Raw genomic sequence first — 13,453 nt, 5'->3', positions numbered from 1 at the left:
GCCAGCCCGGGGGCGCGTTCTCGTCTGAGATGGAGAGCGCGCAGACGGCTACCTTCGGCCCAGACACGATCATCATCGTTCACGGAAAGGCCGCCCTCAAGGTGGTCATCAGTCGCGGCCGGCGGAGACGCGTGCGCGACTATGCCGAGCAATCCAGCGAAGACCGCAAAGCCGCCGACATCTTCCAAGGCGATGCGAACCCGCTTGACCCGGCTGCCTCCGCGGGGCGCGCCGGGCGCACGGCCGTAAGCCTGCATACGATCCGACATCCGACGAAATTGCAAAGTCGGGGCCAGATCGAACTCGCCTTCGAACAAGATGCGTCGCTCATCGCGCGACACCGGTCGGGCGTCCCGGCTGTCAAGCCAGGCACCGGCGAGCCGGAGCTGCGCATCCTGTATCCGCTGCAGCAGCAGACGCAGGCTGACGCCGTAGTCCATGTTGCGCGAACCCGGTCGCCCCCGAACGCCGCCCCGGCTGTGAAGAATGAGTTCCCCACCGTCGAAGTCGATCGTGGCGTCGAGAGGCTCCTTGTCGTTGTCCAAGAGCCTATACATCAAAGCCTTGTGCTCCGCGGGAAGTGTGTATTCACAAGGGACAAGCGTCGCCCTCCCGTAAGCGCAAACGGGCGACGGTAAACTGCGACAGTCGCGCCAATGGCCTGAAGCCTGTGGGTGGAGCAGGGGTCCGTTTGCTAAGTACCGCGCTCGCCGCCGTCATATCGTCTACAGCCACGGCCCAAGCATAGGTGACCGACGCACCTTCAGCTTGACGGTCCGCTACCGCAAACGCCCAACCGTTCACCTGGTCTCCGAATTGTACCTCGGCTCGCAGGTCCGCAAGTTTCTCTGCGAGCTGACCAGTCGCCTCGGTGGCCAGCCGTGGATTGCGTCGTTCCAGTGCGGCCTTCATGCAGGCGAGGTGAAGCGCGTCCCGGATATAGATCGGGATTTCGCGTCGGCCCGCTTCGTACTCCTCGATGGTGCGTTTGGAGAGGCCGAGGCGTTTCCCGAATGTCTCCTGCGTATCGTTCAGGAGCTGCCGCACCATGCGAAACTCTCCACTGCTGATCGACGGGATACCGTTCGTTTGGGTAGTCACCTTCGCGCCTCCTGTTTTTCGCTGAAGATGTGACTTTATCACCTAATATGTGAGTTTTGTCCAACGAAATGTCGCTCTGAGCGCTGCAAGGGCTTTTGGCAGCAGCCTTCGCTCGGCCACTCACTTTGCATGAGTCCTGCCTCCCTTGTCGCATCGGATCGGCACGCCGTCGTCCGGCCCAGATCGGTTACCTGTGCGCCTCGTCCGCCGACCACGCAGATTGACGCTGAACGAGCGGTTCCGGAGATCCTGCTGCAATGCGCGGCCGCGCACGTTCGGGCGCGTCTTGTGGACTCAGTGAAAACTGAGTCGATGGCCATAGGCGTCTACATTCGAAAGGGAAAATGGCGCACCCGAGAGGATTCGAACCTCTGACCCCTGCCTTCGGAGGGCAGTACTCTATCCAGCTGAGCTACGGGTGCGTCTGGCGGCGAGAACGCCGGAGGCAAGGCCTCTACAGGATGAGCGGCCCGCCCTCAATCCCGAAAGCATGACCGCTCTTGGCCGGACGGCGCCGCGGGGCCTAGGGCGAAATCGGCGGTGCGGGACATCGGTCCCGCGCAGCTCAGATTTCGCTCCCGGATGATGCCGGACCATTTTTTGGATTCAGGGCGGGTCGCCCTGAAGCAAAAATGGTCTAGCCTGCCGCCGCTTCATCGACGGGAGGTTCCGATGCGCGCCCTCATTCTCGCCCTGCTCTGTCTCGTGGGGGCCTGCGCCACCGCGCCGTCAGCTCCGCCGACCGGACCCGGGGGCGACACCCTGGACGCGGTGGCCCGCGACTATGTCGCCCTGATCCTGGAGATCGGCGAGCGCGAGCCCGGCTATGTCGACGCCTACTACGGCCCGGCCGAGTGGCAGGCGGCGGCGCACGCCAATCCGCGCACCGTGCCGCAGCTGATCCAGGGCGCCGCGACGCTGACCGGTCGTCTGAACGCCATCTCCACGACCGGCGCGGAGGCCATGACCGTCCAGCGCAAGGCCTATCTGCTGGCCCACGTTTCGGCGGCTTCGGCCCGCCTGCGCATGCTGTCGGGCGAGAAGATGAGCTTCGCCGACGAGGCCTTCGCCCTGTTCGGCGTGCGGCCCGAGCTGAAGCCCCTGTCGGACTATGACACGGTGCTGGCCGAGATCGACGCCCTGCTGCCCGGCCCGGGGGCCCTGTCGGACCGGGTGACCGAGTTCAAATCGCACTACGTCATTCCGAAGGATCGGCTGCAGGCCGTCATGGACGCCGCCATCGCCGAGTGCCGCGCGCGGACCGCCCGTCACATCCGCCTGCCCGCTAACGAGAACTTCACCCTGGCCTTCGTCGGCGACAAGCCGTGGTCCGGCTATAATTATTACCAAGGCAATTCGCAGTCCAAGATCGAGATCAACGCCGACTTCCCGATCTACACCGAGCGCGCCATCGATCTGGGCTGCCACGAGGGCTATCCCGGCCATCACGTCTATAACGCCCTGCTGGAACAGACCTTCGTGCGCGACCGGGGCTGGGTGGAGATGAGCGTCTATCCGCTGTTCAGCCCCATGTCCTTCGTCGCCGAGGGCAGCGCCAACTACGGCATCGACCTGGCCTTCCCCGGCAGCGAGGGAACCCGTTTCGAGCGCGAGGTGCTGTTCCCCCTGGCCGGCCTGGACCCGGCGACGGCGGAGAAGAAGGCCCGGCTGGGCGCGTTGACCCGCCGCCTGGCCCGCGCCGAATACACCATCGCCGACGACTATCTGGCCGGACGCGTCAGCCGCGACGAGAGCATCGAGCGGCTGATGAAATACAGTCTCGCCGACCGCGCCAAGGCGACCCAGCGGCTGCGCTTCATCGACACCTACCGCAGCTACATCATCAACTACGGCCTGGGCCGCGACGTGGTTCAGGCCTGGGTCGAGCGGCAGGGACCGGATCACTGGCGGGGCATGGAGACCCTGCTGTCCAGCCAGATCCTGCCGGCCGACCTTACGGACTGAACCTCAGCCGGCGACGCGCGGGTCCTGGTCCAGGCGCCGCATGAAGGCGGTCAGCCGGGCCAGGGCGCCCAGGTCCCGGTCGTCCGTCCGGCTGCCGGCGCGCAGATTGTCCTGGAGCACTTCCAGGATCATCGCCGCGTGCTTGGGCGTCTCCGGTTTCTGGTCGAGGATCTGGGCCTCGGCGCGGGCGCGCCGGACCTCGTCGCTGGTGTCAGGGCCGCTGGATTGCGTCCAGATCGACCAGGCTTGATCGATGTTTGTCTTGGTCATGAAACCCGCCCTCCCGGGCAAAGCGTCGAGCGGCCCAGGCTTCCCAGGCGCCGACGAAGAAAGTGATACAGATCAGTAGCCACACCTCCAGGCGGATGGTGATGGCGGTCCATGCGAAGTGCCGGCCGGCGGCCAGCACGGGTACGACGTGGGTCAGGACCGAGATCAGCTGGAAGCCGGCCAGGGCGGTCAGCCACCAGCGATCACGGACATAGGTCAGCCACAGGATCGCGAACAGGAAGGCGATCTCCAGTCCCGCCACTCCGGCGCGCAGGGTGCCGATCTGGATCGGCTCCACGACGCGAATGAGGATCAGCAGGGCCAGAACCATCACGCCGACGGCGCGCTCTTCCCATCCGCCGAAGCGGAACAGGGCCAGCACACCCGCGAGGGTGATGGCGATGATCACGATTGTGGTCACGCGGGGCTGATCGTCAGACCGTGGCCAGACGGCCGGTCGGTTTCGGATTGGGCGTCAGCACCTCGCCGTCCTGGGGCTTGGTCTCGCCCGGGATCAGCAGGGTGTGGTTCAGCCCCATGCGGCGCGCGTCGCGCAGGGCGTGGCCATGGGCCTCGACCAGCTCGCCGCGGGCTTCGGTCAGGGTGTGCAGCGCCTTGGCGGCGGCGCTGAACGCCCGGTGACCGGCGCCGGCGGCCAGGCCGGCGCTCATGCGGCCGGACAGGGCGTGGGAGATCATGTCGGCCAGCCGGGCGCCGGCCGCGTCGATCATGTGTTCGGCTTCCCGCAGATCCAGCGCGACGGCGCTGGCGTACTGGTCGGGCTTCTGAGCGATGTTCATGAGATCCTTCAGGGTCAGGGATTGCCACCTGTCGGTGCGAAAGGATCCGTTCCCCCGAAGACCAGACCGACCAGCCCCGTAAGGATGGTCAGCAGGATCAGCCCGACCATGGCCCATCCGAAGATGGCGAAGGTCCGGACGCGCAGAGATCCTGGCGTCCGCCACCGTCCCAGTCGGCTGTAGACTCCGTAGAGGCTGCGGTCGGCTGGGACAGTGGAGGCGAGGGAACCGGCGACCCGGTCCGCATCGACCCCGCGATCTGGCGTTGAAAAAGGGCCGGGCGGTATGGCGTCCGTCGCGTATGACGCGTCAGACGCCAGTAGGCGCAAGGCGGCTTTTCGCGTGTTGACCCCGAACTTCCGGAGGATTTCGCGGAAGTGTTTGTCGACGGTGTTTTCGGAGATGCCGAGCGCGCGCGCGATCTCCTTGTCGGTCATGGTCGCCGACAGGCGCAGGCATTCTTCCTGCCGTTTCGTCAACCTTTCCGGCATTCCGCGACCCCTCCCGGAGACAGCTAAGTCCGTTAGGTCGTGGCCGTCCAGAGCCTTGATTCTTCACGCGGCTTTCGAGGCGCCGGGACCACGTTCATCCTTAACGCCCCAAGGTAGTGTTGAGCACCTGACAGACAGATGAATGCGTGAGAAAGGGCGTTCGGCGCGGGCCGTTCGCGGTATGCGAGTCCGCGCGCCCCGCTTTGTCCGGAGCCGGATCGTTCGAGCGCGTCCCAATGAAAAAGGGCCGCGACAATAATTCGCGGCCCCTTCCGTTCGGTTTGATCGCGACTCAGCCCGGGTCGCCGGGACGTGTGCCGCAGGCGGGGACGGAGCGTCATCGATCATGACCGAGCCCGCTCTCACAATCCCGGGATCACTGGCCCGGCGAAGACGCCGCGGGAGCCGCCGGAGCGACGCTCTGGAACAGGGTGCGGGCGAACTGGGTCAGGAGTTGGAGCCAGATGTAGGTCGGCTCCTGCAGCTGGGTGTTTCCGTCGGCGAGCAGCAGGACATCGTACTGGGCCAGGATGGTGGCGTCGGCGCCCGCCGTGGCGGGGGCGACCCAGACCGCCTTCAGGTAGCGGTTGTCACGATTCCAGGCGGTGACCTGGGCCTCGGTGATCGGGCCGGTGAAGACGGCGTTGTACTGGATGTCGTCGCAGCGGGTCTGGCAGCCGAACAGGCTGAGGCTCCACGGAAGCGGTTCGTCGGACACGCGCAGCAGGAAGCCGCCGTCGACCGGCGCGGGGTCTGCGACCGTGCCGCCCAGGCTGGTCAGCCAGGCCTTCACCTCGGCCGGAACCACGCCGCGCTCGGGCGCCGCCGCCGCCGGGGGCGGAGTCTGGGCGACGGCCGGCAGGGCGACGGCGAGCGTCAGGCTGAGAGCGGCGGCGAAGGGGGTCAGGCGGCGCATGGCGATCTCCGTGGGTTCGCGATCAGGTCCGACCGGCGAAGCGAAATTGTGGCCACACCCTAGAGCCTGATCGGCTGAAGTGGAATCGCTTCGCGATTCCGCTGATGCCGTGAATCAGGCTCCAGAATCATGCTGGAGCGAAATCTGAGCTGAGTTGGACGGCGTCCAACTCAACCGATTTCGCTCTAAGCCGCTCTTTCGTGTTCAAGCCAGTCCGCCGAGGCCATTTCATTCAGGCGCGAGACCGTCCGCTCGAACTCAAAGGCGCCGACGCCCTCGGTGTAAAGCGCCTCGGGCGGAGCGGCGGCCAGCGCCACCAACCGCGTCTTCGCCTCATACAGGGCGTCGATCAGGGTCACGAAGCGGCGCGCCTCGTGATGATTGGCGGGGCCCAGGACCGGGACGGCCTCGATAAAGACGGTGTGGAAACGTCCGGCGACGGCCAGATAGTCCTGCGGTCCCAGCGGACGACCGCACAGCTCCTCGAACGTCGCGCGCGCCATGCCGCCGTCGGTCCGCTCGATGACCACGTCACGGCCCAGAACGGTCAGATGCGTCGGACACTCCTGCTGGTCGCCCTTGAGGTCGGACCACAGGGCTTCGAAACCGGCGCGGGCGTCGGCGTCGTTCGGCGCGAACCACATCCGGTCGCCCCTCAGCCGGTCCAGCCGCCAGTCCCGGGCGCCCTGAACCGAGACGACCTCGCACTTCGCCTCGATCATGTCGATGAAGGGCAGGAAGAGCTGGCGGTTGATTCCGTTCAGATAGAGCTGGTCCGGCGCGCGGTTGGAGGTGACGGCCAGCACCACCTTCTTCTCGAACAGGGCTTCGAACAGCCGGCCCAGGATCATGGCGTCGGCGATGTCGGTGACCTGCAACTCATCGAAGCACAGCAGCCGGGCTTCCGAGGCGATCAGGTCGGCCACCGGCTCGATGGGATCGTCGCCCTTGTGCGTCCCGAACACCGCCTGGCGAGCCTTCTTGTCGCCCTTGCGCCACTGGCCGATCAGGTCGTGGATGCGGGCCATGAAGGCATGGAAATGGGCGCGGACCTTCCGCTCTTCCGGCGCGCTGGCGAAGAACAGGTCCATCAGGATGGATTTGCCGCGTCCCGGCGGGCCCCAAAGATAGACGCCGCGCACCTCCGGCCGGGCGCCGAACAGGCCCCGTTTCTCAAGGTCGGCCTCCAGCCGCCCGAGCGCCTCAACCACCGTCACCTGCGACGGATCGGGCGTCAGCCGCCCATCGGCCAAACGGCGATCATAAGCTGTGCGTATGCGAGAGGACATCGTTCTCGGGCTTAACCGTCGCCGTCCCGCCTGAAAAGCGATTGCTTCGCGCCTGCGAAGGGCTACATGCAATCTTGCTTATCCACACCCCCTATCGCGCTCAAGCCGCAAGCCACCGCGTGGCGAGCGTCGGCGCACCAAGGAATATGCTCATGGGCTATCGCGTCGCTGTCGTTGGCGCCACCGGCAATGTCGGTCGGGAGATGATGAACATCATCGAGGAACTGGAATTCCCCGTCGATGAAATGCACGCCATCGCCTCGCGCAAATCCAAAGGCATGGAGGTCTCCTTCGGCGACCGCACGCTGAAGGCCCAGGACCTGGAGCAGTTCGACTTCTCGACCGTTGACCTGGTCCTGATGTCGGCCGGCAGCGGGGTGTCGAAGGAATGGTCCGAAAAGATCGGCAAGGCCGGTCCGATCGTGATCGACAACTCCTCCGCCTTCCGCATGGACCCGGATGTGCCGCTGATCGTGCCGGAAGTGAATCCGGACGACATCAAGCTGGCGAAGAAGAAGAACATCATCGCCAACCCCAACTGCTCGACCGTCCAGCTGGTCGTGGCCCTGAAGCCCCTGCACGACGCCGCCAAGATCAAGCGCGTCGTGGTCTCGACCTATCAGTCGGTGTCGGGCGCCGGGAAGGAAGGCATGGACGAGCTGTGGAACCAGACCAAGGCCATCTACGGCCTGGGCGACGCCACGCCGAAAAAATTCCCCAAGCAGATCGCCTTCAACGTCCTGCCCTTCATCGGCTCGTTCCGCGACGACGGCTACACCGACGAGGAAGCCAAGATGTGGGACGAGACCCACAAGATGCTGGATCCGAACATCAAGCTGACGGTCACTTGCGTCCGCGTGCCGGTCTTCGTCGGCCACTCCGAGTCGGTGACCGTCGAGTTCGACAAGTCGATCAGCCCCGACGAGGCCCGCGCCATCCTGCGTGACGCGCCCGGCGTGCAGGTCATCGATAAGCACGAGGCCGACGGCTACATCACCCCGGTCGACGCCGCCGGCGAGCACGCCGTCTACGTCAGCCGCATCCGCAAGGATCACACGGTCGAGAACGGCCTGTCGTTCTGGGTGGTGTCGGACAACCTGCGCAAGGGCGCGGCCCTGAACGCCGTCCAGATCGCCCAGCTGCTCGATGAGACCGGCACGATCAAATCCTCCAGCGGCTATCGCACCCTGACTGTCTAAGCGTCGGCGCGTCTCCAGACGCGGCCGTTTCCCGCCAGCCTCGCCGCCCTCCCCGGACTAGTCCGTCGGCGAAGGAGAAGCCCATGGCCCCCGCTCCCGGCTCCGACCAGAGCCGTCCCGCCCTGCTGTCCGCCTTCGCCTGCTACACTCTGTGGGGGCTGATGCCCCTGCTGTTCATGGGCCAGCACGCCGTCGGCTTCGACGCGTTCGAAATCCTGGCCCACCGCGCCCTGTGGGCGGTGGTGGTCGCGGGCCTGCTGGTCCTGCTGGCGAAACAGGGCGGCCAGGTCCTGGCGGTCTTCCGCACGCCCAAGGTCCTGGCCTGGCTGTCGCTGTCGACGGTGCTGATCGCAGTGAACTGGGGCATCTACGTCTGGGCGACCACCCACCATTCCACCCTGGAAGCCAGCCTCGGCTACTACATCAACCCGCTGCTCAACATGGTCGTGGGCCTGTGGTTGTTCCGCGAGAAGATCGACAAATGGGGCTGGGTCGCCATCGGCCTGGCCGCCGTCGGCGTCACGCTCCAGGCGGTGGCCCTGGGTCGGCCGCCGTGGATCTCCATCGCCCTGGCCCTGTCGTTCGCCAGCTACGGCGTGATCCGCAAGCGCGTGCCGATCGACGCGCAGGCCGGCCTGCTGGTCGAATGCCTGCTGCTGGCGCCGCTGGGGCTGGTCTGGGTGCTGTGGCTGCAGCACGCCGGCGCGGGCGTGGCCTTCGACAGCCCGACGAACACCCTGTGGGCCCTGGTCAACGGGCCGGCGACGGTGCTGCCCCTGGCCCTGTTCGCCTGGTCCGCGCGCCGTCTGCCGCTGTCGACCATCGGCTTCATCCAGTTCCTGGCCCCGACCCTTCAGTTCGCCGTCGGCGTCTGGGCGGGCGAGGCGCTGACAGGGCTTCGCATCGCCTCCTTCGCCTTCATCTGGATCGGCGCTGGCGTGTTCGCGGCGGCCGCCTGGTTCCGGGTGCGCGCCGCGCGTCAGGCGTTGAAGGATTCCGCTGAACCGGCGTAGCGTCGGTTCATGACCCTGTCCAAGAGCCGTAAACACTGGGTGCTGGTCGCCACGGTGCTGGGCAGCAGCCTGACCTTCATCGACGGCTCGGCCCTGGGTGTGGCCCTGCCCGCCATCCAGCGCGATCTGGGCGCCGGGCCCGCCGCCGTGCAGTGGGTGTCGAACGCCTATCTGCTGACCCTGGGCGCCCTGGTGCTGATCGGCGGGGCGGCGGGCGACCGGTTCGGACGGCGCCGGGTCTTCCTGATCGGGGTGGCGCTTTTCGCCCTCGCCTCCGTCGCCTGCGGCCTGGCGCCGAGCGTCGAACTGCTGATCGCGGGGCGGGCGGTGCAGGGGGTCGGCGCGGCCCTGCTGACGCCGGGGGCCCTGGCCGTCATCGGCGCGGTCTTCCCGCCCGAGGAGCGCGGCAAGGCCTTCGGGACCTGGGCCGGGGCGGGCGCCCTGTTCGGCATGATCGGTCCGCTGGTCGGCGGCTGGCTGGCCGATGCGGCGGACTGGCGCTTCATCTTCTGGATCAATGTCCCGCTGGCCGCCCTGACCGCCCTGGTCACCCTGAAGGCCGTGCCCGAAAGCCGGGACGCGGACGCCAAGGGACTGGACTGGCTCGGCGCCGTGCTGGCCATGACCGGGCTGGCCGCCCTGACCTGGGCGCTGACGGCGGCGCCGGACCTGGGCTGGACCGACCCGTGGATCGTCGGCGGCCTCGTGGGCGGAACGGCCCTTCTGGCCGCCTTCGTGTGGGCCGAGGCGCGGGAGAAACACCCGATGATGCCGCTGGGCCTGTTCCGGTCCCCTGTGTTCAGCGGGATCAACCTGCTGACCCTGCTGCTCTATTTCGCGCTCGGCGGGGCGATGTTCTTCCTGCCGTTCCAGCTGATCCGGGTGCACGGCTGGAGCGCGACGATGGCGGGCGCCGCCATGCTGCCCTTCGCCGTGATCATGAGTCTGTTCTCGGGCGCGGCCGGAAAGCTGGCCGACCGGTTCGGAGCGCGGCTGTCGCTGGGGCTGGGCCCCGCCCTGGCCGGCGTCGGCCTGATCCTTCTGGCCATCATGCCGCGCACCGCGGGCTATGTCGGAGGTCCCCTGGCCGGAATGACCGTGCTGGCCGTCGGCATGACGCTGGCGGTCGGACCGCTGACGGCGGCGGTGATGGGCGCCGTTCCCGAAGGCCACACCGGCGTGGCCTCGGGGATCAACAACGCCGTCGCCCGAGTAGCCGGTCTGCTGGCGGTCGCGGTGCTGGGCGTGGTGCTGTCGGCGCAGTTCGCCCACCATGCCGAGGGCCGTGGCGTCGCCCGGGACTTGCTCGGCGCCTTCATGGCGGGAGAGACCGACGACGGCGGGCTGAGGAACGCGTTTCACTGGGGCTACATCTGGGTGATGTTCAGCTGCGCGCTGGCGGCCTTCGCCGCCGGGATCATCGGCGCCCTGACGGCGCCGAAGCGAAGTCAGAGCGCGCCGTAGAGGGCCCCGATCAGCCGCTGGGCGCGCGGGTCGCCGATCAGATAGGCCGACTGGCGGGTCATCACATAGGCCGCCGACAGGCCGCGCGCCGGGTCTGCCAGGACGCAGCTGCCGCCCCAGCCGCAGTGGCCGACCGTGGTCTCGTCCGGGCCGAAGATGTTCAGCCCGTCGTTGCGGGTGAAGCCGGCCGCCCAGCCCATGACGAAGGGCAGCACCTTGTCCAGGCCGTGGATGCGCTCGCGCGTCGCGGCGGCGAGGGTTTCCGGCGACAGGATGGTCCGTCCCTCGAACGCGCCGCCGTTGGCGATGACGCCGGCGATGCGGGCCAGGTCATGGGCGGTCCCGTGCAGGTTGGCCGACGGGATCTCGATCGAGCGCCACTCGGCCGAGCCCCGCCCGCCGGGCGACGAGCCCTTGTCCAGGAAGGCGGCGGTCTTGATGGCGTCGATGGTCCCCAGGTCCGTCGCCTTGGCCGGCTTGCGCATCTGCGCCACCCGGTCGTGCTCCGCCTCCGGCAGGCCGATCCACAGGTCCAGGCCGGGGAAGTCCTGCCGCAGCGCCGTGCCCATGGTCCGCCCGTCGACGATGCGGAACAGCTCGCCGGCCAGATAGCCGATGACGATCGGGCTGTATCCTGACGCGGTGCCCGGCTCCCACATCGGCGTCTGGGCGCACAGTCGGGCCAGGGTCGCCTCGCGGTCGAACCAGATCGCCGGATCCTCGGTGGTGTCGAACCCCGGCAGACCCGCCTGGTGGCTCATCATCTGGCCGACGGTGATGCGATCCTTGCCCGCCTGTCCGAAGGCCGGCCAGTAGCTGGCGACCGTCGCCTCATAGTCCAGCAGGCCGCGCTCGACGCAGGTCGCGATCAGCAGGGCCATGACCGCCTTGCCGGTCGAGAAGACGGGCGTCAGGGTCCGCTCGCCGAACGGAACCGTCTTCGCCGCGTCGGCCCAGCCGCCCCACAGGTCGACGATCACCTCGCCGCCCCTGCAGACGCTGAACCGCGCGCCCTGCTCGTTCAGCCCCTCGGGCGCATCGGTGAAGTTGGCCGCGAAGGCGTCCTTCACGGCGGCGAATTCGGGCGGGCAGACGCCGTGGATGTCGGGCAGGTCGGTCATGCGGTCCTCCTACCGGCCTCGCCCGCGTCCGTCACTCCCGCCGATCCGCCGAGGCGTTCCGCGCCGCCTCGAACTCGGCGCCTGCGTTCCATTGCGGCCACTCCCGGCTGTCGGCCAGGTCGCGGCCGACGGCGTAGAGCAGGTTCACGTCCACGGCGGCGGCGTCCATCACCCAGTCCGGCGTCCACTCGTCCGAAGGCTGATGATAGCGGTTCTGGACGTAGTCCCGGCTGGCGGCGTTGTGGCCGGTGAAGCCGGCGGCGGCGAACAGGGCTGGGACGCCCATCTTGGCCAGCGGGAAGTGGTCGGAGCGGTAGAAGCCGCCGGCCTGCGGCGCGGGGTCGGGGATCAGGCGGCGGCCCTGTTCCGTCGCCCGACGTTCGATCCAGGCGTCGGTCTGGCTCTTGCCGGCGCCGATGACGACGATCTCGGGCGAGACCTCCGTACCCGGCAGGAAGCTGTCCATATTGATGTTGGCGACCGTGGTCTCCAGCGGCCAGACCGGATTTGCGGCGTAGTATTCCGCGCCCAGCAGCCCCGCCTCCTCTGCGGTCCAGGCGGCGAAGACCACCGAGCGCTGCGGCGGCGGGCCTTCCTTGAACAGCCGCGCCAGTTCCAGCACGGCGGCCACGCCGGTCGCGTTGTCCACGGCGCCGTTATAGATGTCATCGCCGTTCTTCGGCGTGGCGCGGCCATAGGCGTCCCAGTGGGCGCCGTAGAGCACCGTCTCGTCCGGATGCTCCGACCCCGGAATGCGGGCCAGGATGTTGCGGCTTTCGATGTTGGCGTGGGTCTGGCCGAAGTCGATCGACATCGTCACCCCGGGCAGTGCGACCGGCCGGAACTCCGGCGTACGGGCCTGATCGCGCAGGGCGGCGTAGTCGAGATTCGCGTCGCGGATCAGCTGTTCCGCCACCGCGCCCTGGATCCACCCTTGGGCCGGCACGCGCTCGGCCTCCCAGTTGGTCCGCACGATGTCGAAGTCGGGCGCGGTGGAGGAGTTCTCCAGCACGCTCCAGCCATAGCCGGCGCCGGCGGTGTCGTGGATGACCAGAACGCCCGCGGCCCCCTGCCGCGCCGCCTCCTGGAATTTGTAGGTCCAGCGACCGTAGAAGGTCATCGCATTGCCGTCGAACCGGCCCGTCACAGGGTGGCCCTCGGGCGCGCCGAAGTCGGGGTCGTTGACGATGACGAGCAGGATCTTGCCCCGCACATCGACGTCCTTGAAGTCGTCCCAGTTCCGCTCGGGCGCATCGACGCCATAGCCGGCGAAGATCACTGGAGCGTCAGCGACGGTGATGCGGTCGACGGGCCGGTCGCTGGCCACGAGGATCTGCGGACCCCGCTCCAGCGTCCGGGTCGCGCCGCCGACGGTGGCCGTGATGACGGCGGGTCCGTCCTGCTGGGTGCGGCTGAGATGGGCGGTCTGCACCCATTGGCCGTCCGGTCCCCCCGGCTCGAGGCCGAGCGCCCGGAATTGCGCCACTACATAGTCGACGGTCTTCTGTTCGCCCGGCGTGGCCACGCCCCGGCCTTCGAATTCATCCGAGGCGAGGACGCGGGTGTACTCGTTGAGGCGGGCCGGGTCGGCCTGCTGGGCCCAGGACAGACTGGGGGCGGCGCTCGCGAGACAGAGCAGCGCCGTGGCCGAAACGAGGATCGATCTCAGGCGCATGCGGATACTCCGGGCGGTCAGGACGGGCGGTCACCCTGCCCCGCGGGACCCAGCCAGTCCAGCAGCCCGTCCGCCGCGACCACGCCCGACGCCAGGCTGGCCTGAAGCAGATAGCCGCCTGTCGGAGCCTCCCAGTCCAGCATCTCGCC

Annotated in this window: 15 protein-coding genes and 1 tRNA gene; 4 read left to right on the top strand and 12 right to left on the bottom strand. The window is 67.9% G+C overall.

Annotated features, from left to right (window positions below):
* The 3 genes from Q0C81_RS05885 to Q0C81_RS05875 all read right to left on the bottom strand — a co-directional run.
* Positions 1–545 (bottom strand): hypothetical protein (locus tag Q0C81_RS05885; protein ID WP_291834916.1); only part of this gene is annotated, 545 nt, incomplete at its 3' end.
* Between the two features lie 43 nt (positions 546–588).
* Positions 589–1,101, bottom strand: coding sequence for a helix-turn-helix domain-containing protein (locus Q0C81_RS05880; RefSeq protein WP_291834914.1), 513 nt, complete (start codon positions 1,099–1,101; stop codon positions 589–591).
* 345 nt (positions 1,102–1,446) lie between these two features.
* Positions 1,447–1,523 (bottom strand) — tRNA-Arg (locus Q0C81_RS05875).
* Positions 1,524–1,773: 250 nt separating this feature from the next.
* Here Q0C81_RS05875 and Q0C81_RS05870 point away from each other — a divergent pair.
* Positions 1,774–3,066: a hypothetical protein gene (locus Q0C81_RS05870; protein ID WP_291834912.1), complete on the top strand. Its 1,293-nt coding sequence runs from the start codon at positions 1,774–1,776 to the stop codon at positions 3,064–3,066.
* A 3-nt stretch (positions 3,067–3,069) separates the two neighbouring features.
* On the opposite strand, the gene Q0C81_RS05865 is transcribed toward Q0C81_RS05870, so the two are convergent.
* The 6 genes from Q0C81_RS05865 to zapE form a co-directional block, all read right to left on the bottom strand.
* The gene (locus Q0C81_RS05865) at positions 3,070–3,336 is read right to left on the bottom strand and encodes a hypothetical protein (RefSeq protein ID WP_291834910.1); all 267 of its coding nucleotides are present in this window, start codon (positions 3,334–3,336) and stop codon (positions 3,070–3,072) included.
* Positions 3,278–3,757: a hypothetical protein gene (locus Q0C81_RS05860; protein ID WP_291834907.1), complete on the bottom strand. Its 480-nt coding sequence runs from the start codon at positions 3,755–3,757 to the stop codon at positions 3,278–3,280. Before Q0C81_RS05860 ends, Q0C81_RS05865 begins: the two co-directional genes overlap by 59 nt.
* A gap of 13 nt (positions 3,758–3,770) precedes the next feature.
* The gene (locus Q0C81_RS05855) at positions 3,771–4,136 is read right to left on the bottom strand and encodes a hypothetical protein (RefSeq protein ID WP_291834904.1); all 366 of its coding nucleotides are present in this window, start codon (positions 4,134–4,136) and stop codon (positions 3,771–3,773) included.
* A 14-nt stretch (positions 4,137–4,150) separates the two neighbouring features.
* The gene (locus Q0C81_RS05850; protein WP_291834901.1) at positions 4,151–4,627 is read right to left on the bottom strand and encodes a helix-turn-helix transcriptional regulator; all 477 of its coding nucleotides are present in this window, start codon (positions 4,625–4,627) and stop codon (positions 4,151–4,153) included.
* 376 nt (positions 4,628–5,003) lie between these two features.
* Positions 5,004–5,543, bottom strand: a complete 540-nt coding sequence (locus tag Q0C81_RS05845) for a hypothetical protein (RefSeq protein ID WP_291834899.1) — start codon at positions 5,541–5,543, stop codon at positions 5,004–5,006.
* A gap of 185 nt (positions 5,544–5,728) precedes the next feature.
* A complete protein-coding gene (gene zapE, locus Q0C81_RS05840) occupies positions 5,729–6,832 on the bottom strand; it encodes a cell division protein ZapE (protein ID WP_291834896.1) in 1,104 nt (367 codons plus the stop codon).
* A gap of 152 nt (positions 6,833–6,984) precedes the next feature.
* Between zapE and Q0C81_RS05835 the strand changes: the two genes are divergently transcribed.
* The 3 genes from Q0C81_RS05835 to Q0C81_RS05825 all read left to right on the top strand — a co-directional run bounded on the left by Q0C81_RS05835 (position 6,985) and on the right by Q0C81_RS05825 (position 10,508).
* Entirely contained in the window at positions 6,985–8,031 is a 1,047-nt protein-coding gene (locus Q0C81_RS05835; protein WP_291834893.1) for an aspartate-semialdehyde dehydrogenase, read from the top strand.
* 83 nt (positions 8,032–8,114) lie between these two features.
* The gene (gene rarD / locus Q0C81_RS05830; protein WP_291834889.1) at positions 8,115–9,044 is read left to right on the top strand and encodes an EamA family transporter RarD; all 930 of its coding nucleotides are present in this window, start codon (positions 8,115–8,117) and stop codon (positions 9,042–9,044) included.
* A 9-nt stretch (positions 9,045–9,053) separates the two neighbouring features.
* Positions 9,054–10,508: an MFS transporter gene (locus Q0C81_RS05825; protein WP_291834887.1), complete on the top strand. Its 1,455-nt coding sequence runs from the start codon at positions 9,054–9,056 to the stop codon at positions 10,506–10,508.
* On the opposite strand, the gene Q0C81_RS05820 is transcribed toward Q0C81_RS05825, so the two are convergent.
* The 3 genes from Q0C81_RS05820 to Q0C81_RS05810 all read right to left on the bottom strand — a co-directional run.
* Positions 10,493–11,629: a serine hydrolase domain-containing protein gene (locus tag Q0C81_RS05820; protein ID WP_291834885.1), complete on the bottom strand. Its 1,137-nt coding sequence runs from the start codon at positions 11,627–11,629 to the stop codon at positions 10,493–10,495. The genes Q0C81_RS05825 and Q0C81_RS05820 overlap by 16 nt on opposite strands.
* Before the next feature lie 31 nt (positions 11,630–11,660).
* On the bottom strand, positions 11,661–13,304 hold the full coding sequence (locus Q0C81_RS05815; protein ID WP_291834883.1) for a M20/M25/M40 family metallo-hydrolase: 1,644 nt from the start codon (positions 13,302–13,304) through the stop codon (positions 11,661–11,663).
* Positions 13,305–13,321: 17 nt separating this feature from the next.
* The coding region (locus tag Q0C81_RS05810) for an NAD(P)/FAD-dependent oxidoreductase (protein WP_291834925.1) at positions 13,322–13,453 on the bottom strand (132 nt) is incomplete at its 5' end.

The sequence above is a fragment of the Brevundimonas sp. genome (assembly GCF_023259385.1).
Lineage (GTDB): Bacteria > Pseudomonadota > Alphaproteobacteria > Caulobacterales > Caulobacteraceae > Brevundimonas.
This window is presented reverse-complemented; position numbering and strand designations above follow the sequence as displayed.

Coding starts and splice junctions, on each gene's coding strand:
- rarD (WP_291834889.1), top strand. CDS start 8,115: ATGGCCCCCGCTCCCGGCTCCGACCAGAGCCGTCCCGCCCTGCTGTCC.
- Q0C81_RS05845 (WP_291834899.1), bottom strand. CDS start 5,543: ATGCGCCGCCTGACCCCCTTCGCCGCCGCTCTCAGCCTGACGCTCGCC.
- Q0C81_RS05815 (WP_291834883.1), bottom strand. CDS start 13,304: ATGCGCCTGAGATCGATCCTCGTTTCGGCCACGGCGCTGCTCTGTCTC.
- Q0C81_RS05820 (WP_291834885.1), bottom strand. CDS start 11,629: ATGACCGACCTGCCCGACATCCACGGCGTCTGCCCGCCCGAATTCGCC.
- Q0C81_RS05835 (WP_291834893.1), top strand. CDS start 6,985: ATGGGCTATCGCGTCGCTGTCGTTGGCGCCACCGGCAATGTCGGTCGG.
- Q0C81_RS05850 (WP_291834901.1), bottom strand. CDS start 4,627: ATGCCGGAAAGGTTGACGAAACGGCAGGAAGAATGCCTGCGCCTGTCG.
- Q0C81_RS05870 (WP_291834912.1), top strand. CDS start 1,774: ATGCGCGCCCTCATTCTCGCCCTGCTCTGTCTCGTGGGGGCCTGCGCC.
- zapE (WP_291834896.1), bottom strand. CDS start 6,832: ATGTCCTCTCGCATACGCACAGCTTATGATCGCCGTTTGGCCGATGGG.
- Q0C81_RS05825 (WP_291834887.1), top strand. CDS start 9,054: ATGACCCTGTCCAAGAGCCGTAAACACTGGGTGCTGGTCGCCACGGTG.
- Q0C81_RS05855 (WP_291834904.1), bottom strand. CDS start 4,136: ATGAACATCGCTCAGAAGCCCGACCAGTACGCCAGCGCCGTCGCGCTG.
- Q0C81_RS05865 (WP_291834910.1), bottom strand. CDS start 3,336: ATGACCAAGACAAACATCGATCAAGCCTGGTCGATCTGGACGCAATCC.